The organism is Argonema antarcticum A004/B2, assembly GCF_023333585.1.
Classification (GTDB): Bacteria; Cyanobacteriota; Cyanobacteriia; order Cyanobacteriales; family Aerosakkonemataceae; genus Argonema; species Argonema antarcticum.
This window is the reverse complement of the sequence record NZ_JAIQZN010000033.1, coordinates 24,825-49,538: the sequence shown is the minus strand read 5'-3', so window position 1 is coordinate 49,538 and position 24,714 is coordinate 24,825. Positions and strand designations below refer to the sequence as shown.

Genomic DNA, 24,714 nt, shown 5'->3' with positions numbered 1-24,714 from the left:
CTTCCCTATCTATACATTCCCTTTATTCAATTATTGGCATAGTTTTTGGTAAAAATATGATAAATTCTGCAAAGAGGCCCGGTTCAGATTCTACTTGGATTTGTCCTTGGTGCTGCCCAACAATAATGTCATGAGTTAGTGACAAACCTAAGCCAGTTCCTTCTCCAGTTGGTTTGGTAGTAAAAAATGGTTGAAAAATTTTGTCTTGGATTTGCTGGGATATGCCTTTGCCGTTATCTCGAATATGGATTTCTACGCCATCGCTACGGTTCAGAGTTTTCACGGCAAGGGTGGGGATAAATCCCTCGCCAGTTTCCTTCTTCTTGTCAGCGACAGCATAACAGGCATTATTGATGATGTTGATAAATGCACGGCTAATGTCTTGCGGAACAACTTCCACTTGACCTATTGAATTGTCGTAATTAGCTTCTAGATCGATATTAAAGCTATCGTCTTTAGCACGCTTGCCATGATAAACTAACTGCACTGCTTCAGCAACTATTGTATTGATATCTGCTCGTTGCCGTTGTCCGCTTTCAGAGCGAGCGTGCATCAGCATATTTCTAACAATACTCTCGGCTCTTTGACCTTGGCGATTAATTTCGGCAACATTTTCTTTGAGGTCGTTAATCACATCTTTGATATAATCAACTGCTTCTGACTCTAAATGTTCTGATTGATTTTCAACTTCTTCAAGCAGTTCTTGGGTTAAATCAACAGAAACGGCAGCAAAGTTGTTGACAAAGTTTAATGGATTGCTAATTTCATGGGCAATCCCAGCGGTTAACGAACCCAGACTCGCGAGTTTCTCTTGGGCAATAATCTGCTTTTGAGCGGCTTTTAGTTGTTGCAGAGTTTGTTCTAGTTGATCATTTTTATCCTTTAATTCTTGGGTTCGCTCTTCTACTTTCAATTCTAGGGTATGCGAGTATTCTTCTAATTGCTCGTTCGCTTCTTCCAGATTGTTATATAAAAGCGCATTTTCAATGGAAATGGCGGCTTGGGAACACAGAATGCTTAGTACTTCTATGCGATCGCTCGTAAAGGCACTCGTCGTTAAATTATTTTCTAGGTAAAGAATGCCAATCAGTTTGCCTTGATTTATGATCGGGGCACACAACACAGATTTCGGCTGATGCAGTTGGATGTAAGAGTCAGTAGCAAAGGTTGGCTCATTAGCAGCATCGTTTAATACAACATTTTCGTGGGTTCTCGCTACATAGTTAATCATCGATAACGGCAACTGCTCAGAATCTTCGACTGGTACTGACTGACGCACAGCTACTTCATCGGCTTCTATTAGCAGTTTACCTTCTCTGTTGAGGATAAGAAAGCTTCTTTGTGCCCCGGCATTTTCTATCACCATTTTCATTAATTTATTCAGCAATGCTTCCAGGACGATTTCGCCAGAAATTGCTTGGGATGCTTTCATCACCGTAGCTAAGTCCAACGCCTCACCAGAATTACTGCTAGTTAAGCTAGAGATTGTACTCTGTAGCTTATTTTTATGAGTAAGTGAATCTTTAACACCAGATATTGTTTGAGTTTTGACAAGCAACTGAGGATATTTTTCCTCCAAATCTTCTACCTTGCGCCTAGCTCCCCAAAGTTGATAACTGTAATGAGCTTTGGTCATGTATAATTGGGCAAATTCCTTTTTGCCTTTAGCTAACCAGAACTTGGCTGCCAGTTCGTTTCCTAAAGCTTCATTATGAATAAATTCATTTTCTCTGGCTGATTCAATAGCGCGATCGTACAATTCGATCGCCGACTCGCTTTTGGCACCAATTCTGGCAATTTCCGCTTCTACCAAAAGATACTTATGCAAGAAATTTTCCGGGCAGTTATCCGCCCATATTTTCATCTGCTTTTGATTAGCTACCAAGGTTTTCGTGTATTTTTTTTGTTCCGATTTGGAAGCTGTCAGGTAGAGAGCCGTTAGACTGAGGGAATAGTAAAAATTATGTTCTGCTACTGGAATGTTCCCCACAATCAAAGTAAGTTGCTTCGAGGCTGAATCAGCCAATTTTAGGGCATCAGTAAACTCCCCATATAAGTATAAAATCAGAGATTGGATAATTTGATAATAGCAGATTGCTTGAAAACTTCCATGAGACTGACAGCTTGACAAATAATCTGATTCCTTGATTGTGTCGTGGTCAAAATTCAACTTTTCTCTTGTCTGTCCAGTCAAGTTTAAAATTGGTAGTTGGAATGCCAGAATCACATCTGTACACCACTGATTTTTGGTCTTGTGGGTGAACTGCAAAAACTTAGACTCTTCTGCCAAAATATTAGTAAGGTTTTCCCCACGGCAGAACAAGTTTATATTCTGATAAGCAAAAATATATCCTGGGAATTGTAACTCTCCGGATGACAATCCGGCTTTAATTCCTTCAGTAAATATGGGTTGTGAAAGTTTAAAATGTTTATTCCAGGGACTCATATAATTGCCAAGTAACATACTATCTCTACATTTGAAAGACAGGTTATTAAATTTTTCGCAAAGTTTCAAAGCCAACAGCCCAAACTCGTATGCCAATTGATATTTACCTTGCATACAAAGGATGACCGCGTAATTTGAGTAGCCGTGCGACGAGTCGATCGAATGACCGTATGTGAGAGAAAAATTTACAATTTTGGCGACGACTACAGCAAACAATTCTTGATTTGTAAAGTAGGTAACTGCAATCATTTCGATTAGCAATTTACTCGCAATTATTTGCTCGGCACTCGTCATTTTTGGTTCATTTATAAGCGAGGATATTTCGCGATCGCCTACTTTATTATGAACTGAAGCTATTTCCGCCATGAATGCCGCTGGCAAATCTATTTCAGGTAAATCAATTCCCAAGATTTGTAAGGCTTTTCGCCCTGCTTTAGTTGCTTCTGCGTATTTAGCTAACAGAGTGTACTGCACAATCAAAAGTTTATAAATCTCTGCTTTTTCCAAAGGAGTTTTTGCTTGTGATAGCACCAAGTTAGTCAAGGTTTCTGCCTGCTCGAAGTTACCGTTTAAATACTCTACCTCTGCCTGTTCTTTATGCAGTGCCAAAGCCAAATTATAGTGTTTTATCCAAAAATCTCCTGTTAGACAATCTATGCCTGATTTCAAATATTGTAGTGCAGCTGCATAAGCAGTTGCATCTTTTGCTTTTTTACCTGCTGATAAATTTAAGGAAGCTAATTCGATTTTTTCTTGTTCATCTACCAACAATTCTCGACCCAAATTCAGATGATCGACTACTTCAAAGATTCTCGTTCCCAGCGAGTTTGCACCTATATTTTGTAATAGTAACCGCCCAATTTTAAGATGTAATGCACGTTTTTTGTCATCTTCAATTAGAGCAGAAGCAGCCTGTTGTACTCGGTCATGTAAAAATTTATAGTGGAGAATTAGTAGAGTTGATTTAATGGAATCTACTTCTGTAATTTCTAAATCTGAAAGCGGGACGATTAAGCTTTCCTGGATTGCTGGCAGAATGGCTTGAAATATTTGGTGGGCTGGTTTTTCATTGATAATAGAAAGCGTGGTTAAATCAAAATTATTACCAACACAAGCCGCTAATCGCAAAACCTGCTGCGTAGCTTTAGGCAGTTTCTTCAACTTGCCTATCATCAAATCCACTACATTATCTGTAATACCCATTGCTTCAATTTCTGCAATGTTCCACTGCCACTTTGTAGAGTTTTGGTTACGCACTAGCAGGTTTTCCCGATCCAGGGTTTTCAGGAATTGGTTAACGAAAAACGGGTTCCCCCCAGTTTTTCGCAATACTAATTCTGCCAGGGGATTTACTGAAATTTCATTGTTGTGCAAACTCTCTACCATCAGTTGGGTAATATGCTTTATGGACAATGGCGTTAAGGTAATTTGACTGACGATCGCCCCTTCTTTTTTTAACTCTTCAATCGTAATAACGGTTGGATGAGTGGGGCTAACTTCGTTATCCCGATAAGCTCCTATTAGTAACAAATATTGGATTTCATCATCTCTAATTATTAAGTCAATTAATTTGAGGGAGGCAGGATCGGCCCACTGTAGATCGTCCCAAAATATTACTAGCGGATGATCCTTAGAGCAAAACAACTGGATGAAATTTAGAAAAACTAAATTGAAACGGTTTTGAGATTCCGATGGCCCTAATTCTTGGACTGCTGGTTGCTTACCTATAACCAGTTCTACTTCAGGAATTACATCAATAATAATTTGTCCGTTAGGGCCAAAAGCAGCTAGGAGCTTTTCTTTCCATATTTTAAGTTGGACTTCACTTTCAGTTAAGAGTTGGCGGACTAATGATTGGAAGGCACTGACGATCGCAGAGTAAGGAATATTCCGCTGAAACTGGTCAAATTTACCGGAAATGAAATAGCCTCTGGCTCTCGTAATTGGCTTATAAATTTCCTGAACTAGGGCTGATTTACCGATGCCGGAATAGCCCGACACTAACATTATTTCAGTTGTGCCTTGACTGACTCTATCAAAGGCTTTTAGTAAACTTTTTACTTCTCTCTCTCTACCATATAGCTTTTGGGGAATTTGAAATTTATCGGAGATATCTTGGCGACCAAGGGGAAATTCCAAAATCTGACCGTTGGATTGTAATTGAGCCAAGCACTCCTCTAAATCTGCTTTAATTCCCCAAGCACTTTGATATCTGTCTTCTGCCGTTTTTGCCAACAGTTTTGTAACTATTTCTGAAACTGGTTTAGGAATTTGTGGATTGATTTCGTGGAGCGGTACTGGTTGTTTAGCTATATGACAATGCACTAGCTCTATTGCCTCTTGGGCGTCAAAAGGCAGTTGGCTTGTTAGCAGTTCGTAAAATGTGACGCCGAGAGAATAAAAATCTGTTCGGTAATCCATCGATCGGTTCATCCTGCCTGTCTGTTCGGGCGACATATAGGCTAGGGTGCCTTCTAAAACATTTAAATTTTTGATGGTCGGATTTTCGCGGGTTAAGACAGTAGCAATGCCAAAGTCGATGATTTTTATCTTTCCTGTATTCGGGTGGAAAATGATATTAGAGGGGTTTATATCTTTGTGTATGATATTTTGTTGATGAATTTCCCCAATAATATTAGTAAGGGAGATAGCAATTTTTAATAAGTCCTCTAAACTGAATTGAATGGAATTTATTAAGATTTTTAAAGATTCACCGCCAAAGTCCTCCAATATCATTACCAGACTGCTTTGATATTTTTCTAAGCTGTAGACTCTGATCGCGCCATCCAGATTTAGATTGTGGGTGATTTCATATTCCTGTTTATATCTAATCAGGGATGCTGGGGTGGGATATTCTTGCTTTAAAAATTTGAGGATAACGGGTTGATTATCCTGCTTTCGGAGTCCTCGGTAGACGAGTGAATTGGCGCTTTCATAGATTTGGGTGAAAATCTCATAGCCAGTCAAAGTAATCATAGTAGGGTTTCTGCGATCGTGTGTATAGAAGTTAGGCATCAAAATCTAGCCTGCATCTGCTGCCTTGAAGAAGATCGGGCTGTGGAGGAGAATTAACTTCTGTTGATAGGATGCCCTTAATCTTAAAAAAATCGTGACTACTAAATAAATCTAAATATTAACTATACAAATCTTCAGATCTGGAGCTTGGTTGCTCGATCTGGTATAATGTCGTTCGGTTAATTGTAGTGGCTCCATTAAGAACCGCAACTGCCGCAATCGGCACCGCCACAGTCTAAGCCAGACCCACAATCGACGCCGCTACAATCAATCGCAGGGGTGCAATGATAGCAATCCGGCAAGTGACAGCTAGGGATATCGGAGGGGAAAATGCTGGCACAGTTTAAGTTTTCACCTGTGCATTCGCAACAGTCAAGGCCATATTCCAGACAATTCTCTTGGTTGTGACGTTCTCTTCCGTTAAGTGCTAGCGCACTATAACGGGAGTTTCTCAAGGTCAAAAAAAGAGAGAGCTTCTCCATTAAAACCCCAAGCTTCTGGCTTCACAGGCTGTCCAGCGACTAAGCCTCCACCAGCAGGCAAGATGAGTCCCACCTCGCTTAATGCTCTGTCTAGTATGTTCAAAGCGGCGTTTTCGTCCCTGTCCATAACGAGTCCGCATTTATGACACTCATGCAGACGGATAGACAAAGTTTTTGGTACTTTCGTCCCACAACCTGAGCAATCCTGAGTTGTACTATGAGGACTAACTTTCACTACTCGGACTCCGCATTTAACTGCCACTGATTCCAAGATGGTGATGAACTGCCCCCAAGCTGCATCCAGGACGCTTTTGCTCAATCTTGTCCGCGCAAGTCCCCTAATATTTAAGTCTTCAACAGCGATTAAGTCATAGTTTTTAACCAGCTTATGTGCTGTGTTGTAGTGAAAATCTTTCCGTTGACGCCCTATCTTTTGATGAATTCTAGCTATCCTGTTTTGTTGTGCGGCAAACCTCTTAGACCCTTTTTGCTTGCGTTCCAAGAAGCGTTGCTGTCGGGCTAAGTGAGATTGGGTTTTTCGGTAGTGCTGTTTGATGGGAACTGTCTCGCCCTTTGATGTGACAAGAAACTCCTTGAGTCCAACGTCAACGCCAACAGCTGTCTTAATCTCATTGAGTGGCAACGGTTCTGGTACATTGTCATCTTGCATTGAGATGCAGCAGTACCAGCCATCTGCTTTGCGAACAATCGTGCAGGTCTTCAGGGTGAAAGAAGGAATAATATAAAAAAAATAGCTATGGCCAAAATTGCGAAGATGAGTGTTTCCATGTTTCCTTGTTTCCATTCAACTAATTTCCCTAGCGAGTAGGGAGACAGACGACGACCAACCGCTGGGAATTTTTGCTACCGAGTTTCCATTCAACTAATTTCCCTAGCGAGTAGGGAGAAGGTGGAGACGATACTGTGATAACAACCGAGCTAGTTTCCATTCAACTAATTTCCCTAGCGAGTAGGGAGAGGGATTGGAATACTCGATTTTATTTCTCGATAAGCACATAGTTTCCATTCAACTAATTTCCCTAGCGAGTAGGGAGTCTTCAGCAGAGATACAGGAAGAAAAATACAAAAGGTTTCCATTCAACTAATTTCCCTAGCGAGTAGGGAGTCCCTACATGGTTGGCGATCGATCACCTGAAGTTGGCGGTTTCCATTCAACTAATTTCCCTAGCGAGTAGGGAGAATACATCCACAGAAGATGTAAAAGAAGCGAGAAAAGCGTTTCCATTCAACTAATTTCCCTAGCGAGTAGGGAGGATAATCACCTTTGTAACTAAGACCTTTCAACGTGAGGGTTTCCATTCAACTAATTTCCCTAGCGAGTAGGGAGAAACCTAAATGTAGATACAGTAAAACCCACCTCTGAGTTTCCATTCAACTAATTTCCCTAGCGAGTAGGGAGTGGATCATCACAAATCAAGAATGGATGACATTCAATCTCTAAGCGAGTTTCCATTCAACTAATTTCCCTAGCGAGTAGGGAGCCAAGAACTTGAAAGAAGTCGCGGACAAAATCAAGTTTCCATTCAACTAATTTCCCTAGCGAGTAGGGAGCCTGCGCGGCGCACTTTACATACCCGATGCTGGTCTGTTTCCATTCAACTAATTTCCCTAGCGAGTAGGGAGTGTGAGCCAGGGTCGCGGCAGGTGGATGAAAGGCGGCCCCACCGAGTTTCCATTCAACTAATTTCCCTAGCGAGTAGGGAGAAGATTTGATCTATGGAGAATCAGGCAGTGATACCTTATTCGGCAAGTTTCCATTCAACTAATTTCCCTAGCGAGTAGGGAGACATGAAGCCCATGATAACGGCGATGTGCCAAATCTCAAGTTTCCATTCAACTAATTTCCCTAGCGAGTAGGGAGGAGCAGATGAAACCGCTTGATGCGCTCCGAGTCGATGAAGTTTCCATTCAACTAATTTCCCTAGCGAGTAGGGAGACAAAGCGATCCTGCTGATGTTACATTAAAAACCTTTACTCTGTTTCCATTCAACTAATTTCCCTAGCGAGTAGGGAGTCCAATGTGCGGCAGCCGCTGGGGTGAATTTTATCGTTTCCATTCAACTAATTTCCCTAGCGAGTAGGGAGGTGGCAATAAAGGCGAAATCGCCCGACGCGCTGGTCAGTACGCGCGGCACGGGTTTCCATTCAACTAATTTCCCTAGCGAGTAGGGAGGGTAGGTGTGTTAATGAAAGTCTCACGACAAACGGTTTCCATTCAACTAATTTCCCTAGCGAGTAGGGAGATCAATAACCTAGAATCCTTCATCGCTTGGGCAGAAGGGTTTCCATTCAACTAATTTCCCTAGCGAGTAGGGAGAGTAAAACATGACGAACATCACAACATATACCCCACCGTTTCCATTCAACTAATTTCCCTAGCGAGTAGGGAGTTCATGGTATAAATCAGTCTCTTTTAGAGTCCCTGTTTCCATTCAACTAATTTCCCTAGCGAGTAGGGAGGTAACCCCTACCGTGGAGCGATTCATTTAGATTTAGTTGGTTTCCATTCAACTAATTTCCCTAGCGAGTAGGGAGGGACAAATCGGGTGGTATGCCCGTAACCAATAATATGGTTTCCATTCAACTAATTTCCCTAGCGAGTAGGGAGGCCAAAGTGTCTGGACAATGCTGAATGATATGTGGCCCGAAGTGTTTCCATTCAACTAATTTCCCTAGCGAGTAGGGAGAGCCGCTTTTGAAACCTTTACCTGGCTTGACATCCAGGGGGCTTTTGCGAAGCTCACCCAATCATACCACAAAACCAGATCAAATTCGCCCAAATAAATCTGTCAAAACCTTACCCAGCAAGGCTGCGAGGCTCAAAACGAAAGTGCGTCAATCCAGCCGTTTTGTCCCAGCCTCGCAAGCAAAACTAAATTAGCACTAATTAAGTATCGAGATATTAAGGTGTGTTGCATTTCATTCACATCTATGAGAGTAACGTAGGTCAAAGCAAAAGTCCGTGATACTATCTCAGCTTGTAGCTTGATGAGATTGGGAGAAAACCTTTGACGATACGGGTTGCTGTTGTTGGTTCAGGCCCAGCGGGTTCCTCAGCCGCTGAAACGCTCGCCAAAGCTGGAATTGAAACTTACCTATTTGAGCGCAAGCTAGACAATGCCAAGCCATGCGGCGGTGCGATTCCGCTGTGTATGGTGAGCGAGTTTGACCTGCCTCCACACATCATTGACCGGCAGGTGAGAAAAATGAAAATGATCTCACCTTCCAACGTTGAGGTCGATATCAATATAAACAAAGAAGACGAATATATTGGTATGTGCCGCCGCGAGGTGCTGGATGGCTTCATGCGCGATCGCGCTGCCAAGTTAGGTGCCAAGCTGATTAACGGCACAGTTTATAAACTGGATATTCCCACAAACAACACTGACCCCTATACCATCCACTATGCCGATCACTCGGATGGCCACGCGGAAGGGATAATGAAAACGCTGAAAGCTGATGTGGTGATTGGGGCAGATGGTGCAAATTCCCGGATTGCCAAAGCTATTGATGCTGGGGATTACAATTATGCGATCGCATTCCAAGAACGCATTCGCCTTCCCGATGACAAAATGGCTTACTACGAAGACCTAGCGGAAATGTACGTTGGCAACGATGTTTCCACCGACTTCTACGCCTGGGTTTTCCCGAAATACGACCACGTTGCCGTTGGCACCGGCACGATGAAGGTAAACAAAGCCGACATCAAAAATCTGCAAGCTGGTATCCGCAAACGTGCCGCCAAAAAACTGGCCGGTGGTGAGATTATTAAAGTAGAAGCTCATCCAATTCCAGAACATCCGCGCCCTCGCCGCGTTGTCGGTAGAGTTGCCCTAGTGGGAGATGCGGCGGGTACTGTTACCAAGTCTTCTGGGGAAGGAATTTACTTTGCGGCTAAGTCTGCCCGGATGTGCGCCGAAGCGATCGTAGAAACTTCCTCTGGCGGCACCAGAATTCCCACGGAAGCCGACCTCAAGCTGTATCTGAAGCGTTGGGATAAGAAATACGGCCTCACCTACAAGGTGCTGGACATCCTGCAAACCGTATTTTATCGTACTGATGCCACCCGCGAAGCTTTTGTGGAGATGTGCGCTGACAAAGATGTGCAGAAGCTTACCTTTGACAGCTATCTGTATAAAACCGTTGTCCCGGCAAATCCCTTAATTCAGATGAAGATTACCGCTAAGACCATTGGCAGTCTGCTGCGGGGTAATGCGCTAGCACCGTAGAAATACGTAGAGGGGGAATTGGTCATCCCAGTGCGATCGGTTCGCTTTAATTTAAAATAGCCAAGCTTTTTACTTGTAGGGTGCTTTTTCCAGCACCCTATTTTACTTTTGATTATTAATATAAATACGGTTATTATAGCAATCGCCAAGGCGGTTAGGACATTATGAATTGCTGAAGCCGTTGATTCTAAACCCTTCTTCCCCTAGTCCCTAGCCCCTAGCCCCTAGCCCCTAGCTATACCTATATTTCTTAATACTACTGCTTTATAGGTTAAAAGCGGAAATTACCATTGAACAATTAGTTGTAAATTGTGTAGTGTGGATTTGCGAACTACCGAAGAATAAATTTATGCGATCGCATCCTCACACAGCTAAATTATCCGCTGCGGCTCTCACTGCTACCTTGTTAGTCAGTATAGCCGGACAAGCGCAAGCGATTACCTTTGAGGGCACATCCTCCGGTCAATGGGGAATGCCTGCTAATCCGTCTGGGAGTACGGTTATCTCTAATCAGAATGGAGGTATAAATAATCGACTTTCATGGGGGCGGACTGATAACTGTCTGACCTGTACCCCATTCAATAACTACGTCCAGTATGACGGTGTAAGCTTTAATGCTGGTGTAGGTAGCATTTTCAATCTTGGTAATCTAACTTACCGCAATGGCTCTACGTGGGACGGTTTCAACGGCGATTTTCCCCTCAATATTGCTTTGTCTTTGACAAATCCTTTCAGCAGCACCAAGGCTTTTGACTTTTCATTTAACATCTTCAACACACCCAACAACAGCGGCGACGCAGTTGTGGATGGGGACAAACTGCGTTTTTCTACTGCTGGCATATCCAGCCAGCAGTTTAATTACGATGGAGTCGATTACACCCTTGAGCTAACTGGCTTCTCTTCCGATGGCGGTCAAACTATAATGAGCGAGTTCAATTCCCCAGAAGCGAGTATTGCCAACGCATCTTTGTACGGTAAACTTACGGGTGTTGTTCAAGCGCCGCCGGAGAAGACGATTCCCGAACCTGCTGCTGTGGCTGGTTTATCGCTATTGGGAATTTACTTCGCGACCCGTCGTCGTAGCCGAAACATCTAATCGATGAAGCAGAAAATCTTGCATAGCGATATGACATCTTCCCGACCTATACCTTAAGGTTGGGTCGGGAGGATGTCATATTCAAAAAGCGTATACCTTTCGAGTTATAGCGGTTTTCAGTTGCATGAAGTACACCTCAGAAACCGGGTTTCTCCAAGAAACCCGGTTTCGCGTACCTACCCACCTGACAAGGGCTGTATTGCTAACTTTTTATTCCTATGCAGGGAAGAATTTCGGCTTTTGTGGAAAGTTTTTTATAAAGATGTCATGAAGCTTCAATAAAGAATTAATGAAGAGGAATAGCTCAGGCTGTTGTCAAAAGGAATATTTATAAAGAATCGATGAAGATTAAATAAAGATTCGGTAAATACGTAGATGGAAGCTTGGCAAGCCTACGTGAATCTACTAGCTTTGAGAAGTTAGTCCTATTAAGTAAGAAGATTATGAAATTTAATTTAGAAGGTACAGTTAAGATATCTAAATTTTTTCTGGCGATCGCACTATTACTGAGTTTCCAAAATCAAGCTCAAGCTGCAACTTTCGCAGGCAGTACTTCTGCTCAATGGGGAACCCCTCTTACTCCCAGTCCCACATCAGTTATTTCAATCACCAGCCATAACGGCAATACGAATAACCGCCTAACTTGGGGTGAAACAGATCCGAATAAATTTACCAACTACGTCCAGTTCGACGGGACAACGTTTAGCGCTGGCGTCAACAGCCTCTTTAATCTTGGCACTCTCTCTTACCGCAACGGCAGTACATACACTTACTCCAATTTTGATGGTGATTTTCCGCTGCAAATAGGTTTATCTCTCACCCTTCCATTTGCAACCGGCGAGAGTTTTAACTTTTTATTCAATATCCTGAATACACCGAATACGAGTGGCAATCCCGTTCTGGATGGTGACAGGTTGCGTTTTTCCACCGCCGGACTATCCAGTCAGAAGTTTAATTACCAAGAAAATGATTACACACTTCAACTGATGGGCTTCTCTACCAATGGCGGTAAAGCCATTGTTAAGGAGTTCAACTCACCAGAAGGAAGTGTTGCGATCGCCTCTTTGTACGGTAAGATTATTTCCGATCCGAAATCCGTTACCGTACCTGAACCAGCGAGTTTCGCTGGTCTTTCACTGTTGGGGATTTACTTTGCTGGTCGTCGTCGTAAATAAAAGTGTCAAGAAGCTGTATCTGCCGTTATTTGCTCGCGACTGGGTAACTCCAGGCAATAGCCAGCACCGTATACAGTCTTGATATAGCGCGGGTGGCGGGGGTCAGGTTCCATCTTGGTTCTCAAATGTCGGATGTGTACGCGAATAGTTTCAATATCATCATCTGGGTCATAGCCCCAGACCTCTTTGAGAATTTCACTAGGAGAGACTGTCTGACCGTGGCGCTGGAGTAAGCAGTGGAGTAGCTCAAATTCCAGATGAGTTAGTTTGATAGTCTGAGTCAACCAAATAGCTTCAAACCGTTCTGGAACGAGGGTAAGAGGGCCGTAGTTAAGGATTTCAGCGTGTTTGGCAGCTTGGGGGATGCGATCGGTGCGTCGCAGTAAAGCCCGCACCCTGGCGAGCATCTCTTCGATTTCAAACGGCTTGGTCATATAATCATCGGCACCAGCATTTAAGCCTTGTACCTTATCTTCGGTTTGACCTAAAGCCGTCAACATTAATACTGGGATATCTGCGGTACGCTCATCCCGACGCAGGCGCTGACAAACGGTAAATCCATCCACCTTGGGGAGCATCAAGTCTAGCATGATCAGGTCTGGCTGTATTTGTAGAGCCAGGGCCTGACCCTTAATGCCATCTTCTGCTTGGCTGACATCGTAGCCAGCCATTTCCAGATTGACGGCGACTAATTCTGAGATAGCGGGGTCATCGTCGATGACGAGTATCCGAGGCATCATCTTTCTTCCTCCCTGGAGACTCCCGCCATAGCTGTCCTGAGCTTGGCGGTGAGAGGAAAGGGAGGCCGTGGTCTAGTTTGCATAAAGATTGTTAAAATGACGTGAAAAACTCGTTTCGCCGCTCCTTTTAGGAGCCGCTTCGCTAACGGAAGTGGGAACTTTCTGGCATACCTGCTGGCATCACAGGATAGAGGCTACCGATACTGTGACCCGCCTCGGTGGGGCGTTTAATTGGGGATTACTCCCCCTCCCATTTCTGGGGCAGGGGTAGATGTTCGCCTTGACAATGTTAGTGGTCGGTACTATCCCAGCAGCACTGGCTTAACCCTTTAAACCTTTTTAACCACTTGGTTCGTAGGGGCGGGTTTGGACTTATCGATAGGCAGACAACATTTGTCACCTTCCCGATTAAACCCGCCCCTACGGACTGGCGTCGCATCCGTAGGTAGGAACTCGAACTCTTGCCACTAACGTAGGTATTGCTACCTAAGTCTGGTCAACTAGGGCTGTTTTTCAAGCCCCCACGCTTAATCGGTACTCCTTTTCACGTGGTGGGTTGTTGACTATATAGCTTTGACTAACGGGTTTTTTTAAGGTTCTTATAGAACCTGTTACGGCATCCAAAGATTCCTGTACAGATTATAAGCAAGGATTCTAAATTCTTTCTAAAGAAAGTGGATCTTTAGGGAAGATTTACGGCTATCCGAGGATAGAGGCTTGCGATCGCAGGTTTTTGGGTTCCTATCTCCCCAACGCCCCAGAGATCTGGTTAGGGACTGGTTAAAATTGTTTAAAACTGTGTAGATGCGCCCTGATATGCCAAATTCTGCCTATAGTCCACCTTGGCAGACCAGAAACGGTCTGGCGATGACCCTTTACACTGCTCTGTTGGGCGGTCGTGAGTGGGAAAGCACTATTATTGAGCCAGAGCCGTCTTACCAAGAGACAATCTTTGCAGGCGCTCAAGACGTGCCCATTTTTGGCCTTGTGGCGATTCCTGAGAAACCTTGCGGTACGATTGTTGGTACTTACGGTATTACAGGGTCTTTGGATAATCAATGGTTTCTAAGACTGCTGGGGCGGAAGGCATTTGCTCGCGGTTATGCAGTGGTGCTATTTGATTGGCGTGCCCACGGCAGGACAGCAGAGTTATCTCCGACACTGACTTCTGATGGTTTGTACGAGGGAGAAGATTTTGTCCGCATTGCCAAATCGGCTAAAACAATGGGGTGTCCGGCACCGTTCTGGTTTGCGGGGTTTTCTCTGGGGGGACAGCTGGCGCTATGGGCGGTGAAAGCAGCACAGGATCTGACGGTGCAAGATGGGGATATAGGTTTGAACTCAACGGACATTGGTGGGGCGGCAGTAATTTGTCCGAGTTTGGATTCCAATCGTTCCCTTTCTTATTTAGTAAAGCATCGCTGGGGCAAGTATTTGGAGAGAGCGATCGCACGGGAACTCAAAAAACTGGCCTGGCGTATCTACGATGCTCATCCAGGGACAATAGATCTGGCTGCGATCGATCGGGCCAACGGTATTTGGGGTTTCGATCGCGAATTGGTAATCGATAGATTGGGCTTTCCATCCGTGGAAGCTTATTACGAGGCTAGCAGCGCTTTGCAGATATTGCCTCATCTGAAGAAACCGACGCTGATTTTATACGCCGCAGACGACCCCATGTTTGACCCGACGATTATACCTGACTTGCAAGCCGCCTCTGCTGATAACCCTTACATTGATTTGATTTTGACTCGTTACGGCGGTCATGTGGGCTACATCAGCAGCAAAACGTGCCAGCAGCAAGCGGGAGACCCCGATTGTTGGTGGGCTTGGAATCGAGTGTTAGACTGGTGCGATCTTAAGCGGCCAACTTAACTAAATACTGTTCAAAAACTTGCACAAAACCAATTGCGACTTGAATTAAAGGCCAACCTACCAAACAAATCAACCACGCCGATCGAGTGGTAATATCTAAACCTTGACGAACGGCAACAATTACAGCTAGCAAACTCCATACGGATAACACCAGTTCGATCGGTCGTCCTAACAAAGGAATCACCGTTAAGAAATTCAGCGATTGGGGAGAATAGGCATACCCAATAGGAATCAGCAAATCTTTATAAGTTACGTGATTTGGTTTTAGCCACTGTCCGATCTTGGAGATGGTTAGAGTCCAAAAATAGTAACCTCCCACCACGCTGAGGCCATCTATCAAAAGTGCCAGAACTAGGATAGGCAGAGTAGCCCTGTTAATCAATAAGATAACTGCACTACCCAGAGCATGGGACACTGCCGCTAAAATTACGATCGTGAGCGATCGCCGTTGAGTTTTAGGAGTATTGCGAGCATTTTCGTAAAAATCTCCCTTCAACGCTAATGCTTTCCAGATTGTCTTGCCCAAACCACATTTTGACTTTTTATCACTCACAGAGAATCTCTAATCCTTAAGGTAGATGACAACCTAGATATTATCCTGATTCAGTAAAATATCACAACCAAAGTTTAATCTGCTAACTGCGAAGTTCTTTAGAGGCTTAAACATTATTCAATGCTTCAGATGATCTGGCGGATACTTATCGGGATTCGAGGTGGAAGTTTAAAGCTGTTGACTGTAGCAGGATTATTACTTCTTGGCTGGGGAACTCTCGCGCCAGTGGGAACTATAGTGTGGTGGGTGAATGAAGGATATGAAAGTCTAAGTTCTAAGAGTAACCAGGTCAAGAACTTGCCATCCGACAATATTTCCAGTTCTGTTACTAAGTCTTCAAAGATTAATTGTTATATAGTTTTTCTGCCAGGAGTGGGTGATTTTTCAGCCGATGAATTAACTCCTGGGGAAGAAGAATTTTTAAACCGTTTAGTAGAAACGCATTCCAATTGTGTAGCGGTTCGGGATGTTTTTCCCTACTCAGCGGCGAACGAGAGTTTGGGAGGAAGAAGACCGCTAGCACCCCTGTGGCGGTTTGCCAATCAGGCAGATGGATGGCTAGGTATAGCAGACGTAGTAATCAAAATCCGCAATCTTTGGCGATTTGCTATTTCCGCAGACGATCGCTACGGCCCTATTTATAACCAGGGGATTGCCACCGCTATTATCGATCGCATGGAGGCAGTACATCCCATCCCCCAGTCCCAACCTTCTAAAATTATTCTCATCGGTACTAGCGGAGGCGCACAAGTTGCGCTGGGGGCAGTTCCCTATCTTCACCAGTGGTTAAATGCAAAAATTACAGTTGTCTCCATTGGCGGCGTCTTCGCTGGCGATAAAGGCTTCAACTTATCCGATCGAATCTACCACTTGCGAGGCAGTCGAGATTGGACTGAAGATATAGGCCGCATTGTGTTCCCGTCCCGTTGGCCTTGGACTGTTGGTTCTCCCTTTAATCAAGCCGTTCGGGAAGGTCGTTACACAACACAGGTCAGCGGCCCTCACGCTCATGATGGCGTTGAAGGTTATTTCGGTCAAGCGGTTGCCAGGGAAAAGGACATTACCTATGTAGATTTAACGCTGGAACAAGTTAACAAACTTCCTATTTGGTCTGTGCAAAAATAATCAATTACCTACAAATAGAAAATCTGAAACAGTCTTCAAGATTCTTGTTTATGACCGGAAAGAGCTTGAATATCAGCTCGCAATGCTGCAATTTCCTCATGCAGGGCGGCTATAGACTTAGCACCTGCTATTTCTGCCCGATCGTTTTCTGCAATAAATAAACCGACTAAAATCACCACTCCCTGGGACAAACGCCCCAGTACCAACCCCAGATTGCGAGCCTGTCGATGCCTTCGGGTCAGGCGTTTGACCAGCAATTTAATTTGCCCTGCCCCGAAAAAAAACAGCCCGAAGACGATCGCGGCCAACATTATATTTGGCAGCATTACAATCAGGCCGTCAATCATCCCCTGAATCTTCGCCCACGCTGCTAATGTTGATTCTTGAAGATTCATGGCATCTCCCTGCGGTATAAAACTTTGTTGATTGTAGTAAAATCTCAAAAGCTTAAACTCTATCCAAGGTTAGTAATACGCATTTTCCTGGGTAATGCTATATATCGCACTACAAAGAGGACGAAACTGGTATATAATATCGGGTCAAAAGGAAAATAGTATAAATTTACCTTTCATTTCATGCTATCAGGAGAGAATTTTGATGAAAAATATTAATATTAGCTTTAAAAAATTAAAAACCAGAAACATCGAGCCGCAAAGTTTAGAGCGAATACAATTAGAGCTATTAGAAGAATCAAATTTAGATATTAATTATCTTGTCTTGATTTTAGGTTCATGCGTAATTGCCACTTTAGGGCTTTTATCTAATAGCGTAGCTGTGATTATTGGAGCTATGATCGTTGCTCCTTTAATGTTGCCTATTCGCGGATTGGCATTTGGAGCCTTAGAAGGCCATGTTGTCTTAGTTCGCAAAGGATTAAGTGCGATCGCAGTAGGTACTTTTCTCGCAATTGTGTTAGCTGTATTGCTAGGTTCCTTAGTAAGATTGCCGGAATTTGGCAGTGAAGTTATAGCTCGTTCCAAACCAACCTTGCTAGACTTGGGAATTGCGGTTGCTGCCGGGGGAATCAGCGGTTTTGCCAAAATTCAGCCCAAAGTTTCTGCAACTCTAGCTGGAACTGCGATCGCTGTCGCTCTCATGCCCCCAATTTGTGTAATTGGTTTGGCTTTATCTCAAGGAAATTGGTCGCTCAGTTTGGGTGCAACACTTCTGTATTTAACCAATTTGTTGGGAATTACTCTTTCTTGTATGCTGACCTTTTTAATAGCAGGCTACACTCCATTGCATCGCGCCCGTAAAGCTCTTACTTGGACTTTAGTTTTTACAGCCATACTTGTGATTCCCTTGGGCGTGAGCTTTGTAGAATTGATTCGACAAGCTCGACTGGAAGCAAGTCTTAAAAGGGCGTTACTAAACCGAACGATTACCTTTCAGCGGGTGGTACTGATGAAAAGCGATGCCAACTGGTTAACCAATCCACCCGAAGTCCGCCTGAATGTTCGCAGTAGCGAACCTTTGACACCAAAACAAGTGCGGCTTTTAGAAGAATTTGTAGAAAAAGAGATGGGTCAACACATCACGCTGATTTTTGAAGTGGGTCAAGTTGAAGAAGTGAGGCGTGAAGTCCTCTAAACTATAGTTCTCAATCAAAACCCTAATAATTTTCAGAAATGATATCACTTGTTGCTGAAAACAAGATTGTTACCGAGATCGATTTTTCCTTTTCCCAGTTAGTCGTTGCATAAACCCCGGCAATCCAGAACGCCTAGACATCCGTCTGTTTCCTCGCTTGCTGTTGTCTGATTCTGCTGCTGCTTCGATATCTTTAGTGCGAGGCATTCCTTGTTGGGCGCGGGCTGACTCGGTGACGGGTACAGCATTTTTATTGGGGACGATTTGAGAACCATATTTTCTTGCATAAACTTGAGTAAACTCCGCACCGAAAAAGAGAATTTGGGCGGCATAGTAAACCCAAGCCAAGATAACTACAAGTGACCCAGCTGCACCGTAAGTCGATCCAAAACTGCCGTTTCCTAAATACAAACCCAGTAAAGTCTTGCCGATAGTGAACAGCAGCGAGGTGATAGCAGCACCAATCCAAACATCACTCCAGGTAATTTTCACATCTGGCAAGAATTTGTAAATCATCGCGAACAGTAATGTAATGACGCCGAACGAGATGACAAAATTGGCGATTTGCCAAAGAAAGTCAATACCGGGTAGCAAATTACTTAAATAAGTACTAAGTCCTGCTAATACGGCGCTGACTACTAGGGACACCAGCAATAAAAAGCCGATTCCCAGCACCATTGAGAAGGACAAAAAGTTTTGGCGAATAAAGCTTTTGACGTTAATACCTGGTTTTGGTGCCACTTCCCAAATAGTATTGAGGGCATCTCGCAGCTGACCAAATACGCCAGACGCGCCAAACACCAAGGCGATGACGCTAATAATAGAGGCTATAGTCCCAGTGGCTGGTTTATTGGCATTTTCGATCGCCGTTTCAATGACTTCTGCGCCACTTCTGCCGACCAAACCTTGAATTTGGCCTACAATCTGCCCTCTGGCGGCTTCTTCTCCAAATACGCTGCCTGCGATCGCAATTATGATAATCAGCAGCGGTGCTAAGGAAAACACCGTATAATACGCCAACGCTGCCGCCAACCGTGAGGCTTTATCCTCATTCCATTCATCAAAAGTTTCTTTCAGCAGTCCCCACATTGTCTTTAAATTCATGGGTACTCTTCTTTTAGGGTGATTAGGATCTTGGTTTGAAGAAGTAGAAGTACGTTCGGGCATCTTTCGGCAATGGTTGAATGTTTTTGGTTTTGGCTTATTTTCTGGTTTACTCCATTAAGGTAGAGAAACGCATCTATCCTATGGGCTAATACATATCTACTTCTGGAATCTGCATACATTTTTTCGGCAATAGGCTTCAAAACTTCTACCTTCAGGGTGAGCCATAAATAATTTTGTTATGATTTTATTGAACTAAAAGCCAGTCTTTGGTAGATTTGGGCAACATGACTGCTGAAAACTTTTAGAACTTTGGCCAGGGAAGGATAATATGCAGCTTGCAGGAAAAGTGGCGCTGATTACAGGATCGGGTTCGGGAATTGGCAAGGCGGCAGCACAGTTGCTAGGAAAAGAAGGTGCTAAAATTGCAGCGTTAGGACGTAATGAAGGAGAAGTCGATCGCACAGTTGCCGAAATTAAAAGCAATGGTGGTGAAGCGATGACTCTAATTGCCGATATTTCCCAGCCGATCATGATGCAACAAGCAATCCAGCAAATTGCGGATAAGTGGGGACGGCTGGATATTGTGTTTGCGAATGCAGGTATCAATGGCGTCTGGGCACCCATAGAAGAATTGACGCCAGAAGAGTGGGACAAAACTATAAACGTTAATCTTAAAGGAACATTTTTAACAGTTAAATATGCCGTGCCTTATCTAAAAAAGCAGGGCGGCTCTGTTATTATTACTTCATCAGTTAACGGTACGCGCATTTTTAGCAATACTGGTGCAACGGCTTATTCATGTTCTAAAGCTGCTCAGGTTGCCTTTACAAAAATGGTGGCATTGGAACTTGCCGAACACCGCATCCGCGTCAATGTCATTTGTCCGGGAGCGATCGAAACCAAGATTGACGAAAACACCGAACGGCGCAATCTCGATAAGGTTAAGGAACCCGTTGAGTTTCCAGAAGGAGAGATCCCCTTAACTGACGGCGAACCGGGAACTTCACAGCAGGTGGCACAATTAGTGCTATTTCTAGCCTCGGATGCTTCGAGTCACATTAGCGGTACAGAAATTTGGATTGATGGGGCGCAGTCGCTACTACAGGGGTAGAAGCAACTTTGCGATTCTGGATGCACTTAATAAAGATCGCAACGTCAACTTTATCGAAGTATATTGGATATAAAAATAGGTGTAAAGGTAGGAATTGCTTCGGTAGGCACAACTAACAGGCAATATAATAGAGTAGAACATTTTCCTAGCTACGGTTTTGTATGACCAAGGGTGAGCGACCGTTGTTATCGAGACCATCCAAACAAACGACTCCCCCATGACAGTACTAACAAGCGAGCATAGAATTCCCAAAAGCCGCCTAAAAATGCCGCTAAGCCTCGTCTTAGTGGTACCATTCGTCCTGCAAATCTTTGCAGCTGTAGGTTTAACACCAGTTTAAAGTGTACTTACCGGCAACGCAGACAATGGACACAAATGCTACATCAGAAATTGCCAACAAATTAGTCTCAGGGCATGGAGAACTGATTCTCCCCAGGTCAAACTTATTGCCGTCAGCGGTGTTAGGTCTAATTTTCATATTTCTGAGCTTATGGGTGCTGGGAGCAAAATATTTTTGCCCAAACCCTATACATCACATGAATTGTTGAAAAATTTACAAGTTGTGATACCTTAGCTGATAAATACAAATGGATGGAGCAAAACAAGAGTTGATTTTAATTGTTGACGACCACCCTACTAACCTCAAAATGCTATTTAGTTTTTTGAAAAGTTATGGTTTTAAAGTGTTAGTGGCTAACGATGGTGAAAGTGCTATTGACAAACTACAGGAGGTTTCCCCCGATCTTATATTGTTGGATATAATGATGCCGGGAATAGATGGGTTTGAAACTTGCCAACGCTTGAAAGCATCGGCGGTAACAAAAGATATACCTGTAATTTTTATGACGGCTCTTACCGATTCGGAAAACAAGGTAAGAGGTCTGTCGCTGGGGGCGGTGGATTATATCACTAAGCCGTTTCAGCAAGACGAAGTGTTAGCTAGAGTGAGGCTGCATCTTAAAATGCGAGATTTGACTAAGGCATTGGAAGCACAAAATCTCGTTCTCAAGCAGGAAATCGCCGCACGAATGGGGGCGGAAGCAGGGTTGAAGAAGCTGGCGCAGGATTTAGAGGAACGGGTGAAAGATCGAACCGCCGAACTTACACACGCCCTGCAAGACCTTCAAAAAACTCAAGTTCAGCTGTTGGAGAGGGAAGAAAAATTAGGGCGTATTGCTTTTCAAGATTCACTTACAGATTTGCCTAACCGAGCTTGGTTTATGAATCGGTTGCAGCAGGTTATCCATATTGCTAGGGAACACCCAGATTATTTATATGCGGTGCTATTTATTGACCTCGATCGCTTCAAAGTGGTTAACGATAGTCTCGGACACTTGCTTGGAGATGAATTGCTTAAAAGCGTCAGCCGTAAACTGCAAGCTTGTTTACGTCACACAGATACAGTCGCTCGTTTTGGAGGAGATGAATTTGTCATCTTGCTCGAAGATATTAAAGATATTGATGAAGCAATTAAAGTAGCCGATCGCATCCAAAAGGAAGTAAGACTGCCGTTCAAATTAAATGAATATGAAGTGTTCACTGAAGTCAGCATTGGCATTATCCTCAGTACAAGTGGGTACGATCGACCGGAAGATGTGCTAAGGGATGCAGATATAGCAATGTATCATGCTAAAGCTCAAGGAAAAGGTCGTTACGAAGTGTTCGATCCAGCCATGCAAACACTTGCGATGGCACGCTTGCAGCTGGAAAACGACTTACGACGGGCGATTAAGTCCCTACCCTCGTCACGCGGCGCGATCGATACTCAGGAATTTTGCCTTTATTATCAGCCAATTGTCTCACTTTCTACGGGGCAACTGAACGGCTTTGAAGCACTGGTGCGCTGGCGTCATCCGTCTAAGGGGTTAATTTTTCCCGATCTATTCATCCCTGTAGCTGAAGAAACTAAATTGATCGACGACTTAGGCTGGTGGATTTTGCAGGAAGCTTGTTACCAAATCTCCCTTTGGCAGCAACAGTTTCCTCGCAAACTTCCTGTGGCGATTAACGTGAATTTTTCCGCCGTACAGCTCAAGCAAATGGAGCTAATAAATCGGATAAAACAAATTTTGGAGAAGACTGATATACCAATATGCTGTTTGAAGCTAGAAATTACGGAAAGTTGCCTTTTAGAAACATTAGGCTGGGAAGAAAAGATTCTCAAACAGCTAAAAGCTTTAGGTATTAAGTTGTGTATCGATGATTTTGGCACTGGCTATTCTTCTTTAAGTCGCCTGCACGAGTTTCCTATTGATACGTTAAAAATTGACCGCTCTTTTGTGAGTCGCATCGGAGTGGATAAAGATGATATACAAATCGTCCAAACGATTGTGACGCTCGCTCGCAGTCGAGGTATGGATCTGGTGGCAGAAGGGATAGAAACGCCTTTTCAACTACAGAAACTGCGAGAGTTGGGATGCGACTTTGGGCAAGGATACTTATTTTCTAAACCTGTAGATAGCGAAATTGCAACCCAGCTGTTGGCTCAAGAGCAGGTTTTTGGCCATTGCTATTTCCCCAGCGCTTTCCACAATGACTCTAATACTTGAGTTTGTTTCAGCACACTGATGACAACCAAAACCGCCAGAATGAGAATTGCCATACCGCTAGCGCTTCTGGCGAAATAACCGGCGGGTGGAGTAATTTTCCAAAGCGGTTTGGGAATGCCACGCGCTTCTTGTTCAAATCTAGCTTTTGCCCAACTGACAACCTGTTCTTGCTGACGTGCTTGCAACAACAAACTAGCTGCTAACTGCAATAAGAAAGGATGACATCCACCCCACTTTCTAGCTAGCCATTGCTCATCGGTACGCAAGGCAGCTAAAACACCCGTTCTGGCAGGCAAACTTACCAGTTCTTTTGCTTCTTCTTCAGTCAAGTTGCCTAACCTGAGAACATCACCCATATTGAAGAAAGAAGAGGTCAATTTATATCGATGCCCGTAAAAATTTAGTTCTCTTTGTGAAGCTACCACCAGCATCAAGGCGTTGGTGTTCATCAAAAAAAGCAAGTTGTCAAAAAATCCATCACTGAATTCTTTGGGATGCTTGAACAATGCGCTAAATTCATCCAGGCAAAGTACGGGTAGCACTCCCTGCCGTTTCCACTCTCCCATCACTGAGGAAAAGGTCTGGCGCTCAAAGGATGTAACTTGAAATGGTCTGGTTAAGGTTCGTTGCGATCGCACTTTTGGCAGATTTAGCAATTGTCGAGCTACGGCGTGATAAAAACCAATCTCATCCCGGCACTCGGAATTCAGGAGGTCAAGATAAATCGCTACGTAACGTTTGGGATTCTCCACCCGCTGTTCGTAAGTCTGGAAAAAGTGATATAGCAGGGAAGATTTTCCGATGCCTTTTTTACCCACAACGTTGATGCTGACAGGTTGAGAACCTGTCATCCGCGCGGTAAGGGCGTTCAGTTCTGAAGAGCGACCGACAAAGAACTGGGGGTCGGTAATCATCGGCCCCGCCACAAAGGGACTCTGAGGCAGTGAGCGGTTGGTCATACAACATTTTTACAACAACTTGAGAGCCATCTGCTACACTAACCCAGGTTTATCAACATTTCCGCATTTGCAGAGCAAAGGAGCGATCGCCAGGGAGAGGATCTCAAAATTGCTTAATAAAGTAGTAAAGATAAATTTAACTGTTGATTGTGAACAAAAAAAATCAACAGTCAAGAACAATAAAATATTTTTAAGTTTAGTTAAGCCCACTCATTTACCTACTGTTGTGCCGATCGCTAAACTAGGATGCTAGGTCAGAGATCGATCGCAACAAATGTGGGCTACGATCGTTAAACTAGGATGCTAGGTCAGAGATTGATAACAAGAAATGTGGGCTACCCTCAACCTTTATCCTTCTTCTACGCACCGCGTACAGGAGCCGCTTGATGGAACTTCTCTCATCCTCGCTGAGTGAGTTTTGCATTAGCGCAAGCAATAATCTCTCATATTCGCCACGACTAATTCTGCGAGAACGGCTGGCTTGTGCAAATATTTCCGAGAGAGTGTAAGGAAGTATACAAACTTGGAATGGCATCATCATTGCGCTCCTAGTTGTTCATCAGATGATTTGAATCTAAAGGTAAAAAGTGAAAAACTTGGGAAGAAGAAAGTTGGTCGCAACCTATTCTGGCCGCTATAGA

The 24,714-nt window shown here is 43.9% G+C and carries 15 protein-coding genes and 1 CRISPR repeat array; of the genes, 8 read left to right on the top strand and 7 right to left on the bottom strand.

Annotated features, from left to right (window positions below; translation table 11 throughout):
* Positions 1-22: 22 nt before the first annotated feature.
* Both LAY57_RS15865 and LAY57_RS15860 read right to left on the bottom strand, forming a co-directional pair.
* Positions 23-5,461, bottom strand: a complete 5,439-nt coding sequence (locus LAY57_RS15865; protein ID WP_338022422.1) for a trifunctional serine/threonine-protein kinase/ATP-binding protein/sensor histidine kinase — start codon at positions 5,459-5,461, stop codon at positions 23-25.
* A 435-nt stretch (positions 5,462-5,896) separates the two neighbouring features.
* A complete protein-coding gene (locus tag LAY57_RS15860; protein WP_275994051.1) occupies positions 5,897-6,667 on the bottom strand; it encodes an RNA-guided endonuclease InsQ/TnpB family protein in 771 nt (256 codons plus the stop codon).
* Between the two features lie 73 nt (positions 6,668-6,740).
* Positions 6,741-8,651: direct repeats of the CRISPR family, unit length 36 nt; unit sequence GTTTCCATTCAACTAATTTCCCTAGCGAGTAGGGAG.
* Positions 8,652-8,972: 321 nt separating this feature from the next.
* Between LAY57_RS15860 and chlP the strand changes: the two genes are divergently transcribed.
* From chlP to LAY57_RS15845, 3 genes are all read left to right on the top strand, one after another.
* Entirely contained in the window at positions 8,973-10,193 is a 1,221-nt protein-coding gene (chlP, locus tag LAY57_RS15855) for a geranylgeranyl reductase (RefSeq protein WP_249067749.1), read from the top strand.
* Positions 10,194-10,542: 349 nt separating this feature from the next.
* Entirely contained in the window at positions 10,543-11,289 is a 747-nt protein-coding gene (locus tag LAY57_RS15850) for a choice-of-anchor K domain-containing protein (RefSeq protein WP_249067748.1), read from the top strand.
* Positions 11,290-11,732: 443 nt separating this feature from the next.
* Positions 11,733-12,464, top strand: a complete 732-nt coding sequence (locus LAY57_RS15845) for a choice-of-anchor K domain-containing protein (protein ID WP_249067747.1) — start codon at positions 11,733-11,735, stop codon at positions 12,462-12,464.
* A 5-nt stretch (positions 12,465-12,469) separates the two neighbouring features.
* Here the strand turns inward: LAY57_RS15845 and rpaA are convergent, their stop codons facing one another.
* Complete coding sequence (rpaA, locus tag LAY57_RS15840) at positions 12,470-13,201, bottom strand: two component system response regulator RpaA (RefSeq protein ID WP_249067784.1); 732 nt, start codon at positions 13,199-13,201, stop codon at positions 12,470-12,472.
* An 819-nt stretch (positions 13,202-14,020) separates the two neighbouring features.
* On the opposite strand from rpaA, the gene LAY57_RS15835 reads away from it, so the two are divergent.
* Entirely contained in the window at positions 14,021-15,079 is a 1,059-nt protein-coding gene (locus tag LAY57_RS15835; RefSeq protein ID WP_249067746.1) for a YheT family hydrolase, read from the top strand.
* Here the strand turns inward: LAY57_RS15835 and LAY57_RS15830 are convergent.
* On the bottom strand, positions 15,063-15,632 hold the full coding sequence (locus LAY57_RS15830; protein ID WP_249067745.1) for a hypothetical protein: 570 nt from the start codon (positions 15,630-15,632) through the stop codon (positions 15,063-15,065). The genes LAY57_RS15835 and LAY57_RS15830 overlap by 17 nt on opposite strands.
* Before the next feature lie 120 nt (positions 15,633-15,752).
* On the opposite strand from LAY57_RS15830, the gene LAY57_RS15825 reads away from it, so the two are divergent.
* Positions 15,753-16,757 (top strand): hypothetical protein, encoded by a 1,005-nt coding sequence (locus tag LAY57_RS15825; RefSeq protein WP_249067744.1) that lies wholly within the window; start codon positions 15,753-15,755, stop codon positions 16,755-16,757.
* A 35-nt stretch (positions 16,758-16,792) separates the two neighbouring features.
* On the opposite strand, the gene LAY57_RS15820 is transcribed toward LAY57_RS15825, so the two are convergent.
* A complete protein-coding gene (locus tag LAY57_RS15820) occupies positions 16,793-17,152 on the bottom strand; it encodes a hypothetical protein (RefSeq protein WP_249067743.1) in 360 nt (119 codons plus the stop codon).
* Between the two features lie 202 nt (positions 17,153-17,354).
* Here LAY57_RS15820 and LAY57_RS15815 point away from each other — a divergent pair, with 202 nt between their 5' ends.
* Positions 17,355-18,347, top strand: coding sequence for a DUF389 domain-containing protein (locus LAY57_RS15815; protein ID WP_249067742.1), 993 nt, complete (start codon positions 17,355-17,357; stop codon positions 18,345-18,347).
* Between the two features lie 69 nt (positions 18,348-18,416).
* On the opposite strand, the gene LAY57_RS15810 is transcribed toward LAY57_RS15815, so the two are convergent.
* Positions 18,417-19,451: a YihY/virulence factor BrkB family protein gene (locus tag LAY57_RS15810; RefSeq protein WP_249067741.1), complete on the bottom strand. Its 1,035-nt coding sequence runs from the start codon at positions 19,449-19,451 to the stop codon at positions 18,417-18,419.
* A gap of 331 nt (positions 19,452-19,782) precedes the next feature.
* Between LAY57_RS15810 and LAY57_RS15805 the strand changes: the two genes are divergently transcribed.
* Both LAY57_RS15805 and LAY57_RS15800 read left to right on the top strand, forming a co-directional pair.
* Positions 19,783-20,565 carry an SDR family oxidoreductase gene (locus LAY57_RS15805; protein WP_249067740.1) on the top strand — a complete coding sequence of 261 codons (783 nt, stop codon included), beginning with the start codon at positions 19,783-19,785 and terminating at the stop codon, positions 20,563-20,565.
* A gap of 587 nt (positions 20,566-21,152) precedes the next feature.
* Complete coding sequence (locus LAY57_RS15800) at positions 21,153-23,114, top strand: two-component system response regulator (protein ID WP_249067739.1); 1,962 nt, start codon at positions 21,153-21,155, stop codon at positions 23,112-23,114.
* Here LAY57_RS15800 and LAY57_RS15795 read toward each other — a convergent pair.
* Positions 23,075-24,073, bottom strand: coding sequence for an nSTAND1 domain-containing NTPase (locus LAY57_RS15795; RefSeq protein ID WP_249067738.1), 999 nt, complete (start codon positions 24,071-24,073; stop codon positions 23,075-23,077). The genes LAY57_RS15800 and LAY57_RS15795 overlap by 40 nt on opposite strands.
* Between the last annotated feature and the right edge of the window lie 641 nt (positions 24,074-24,714).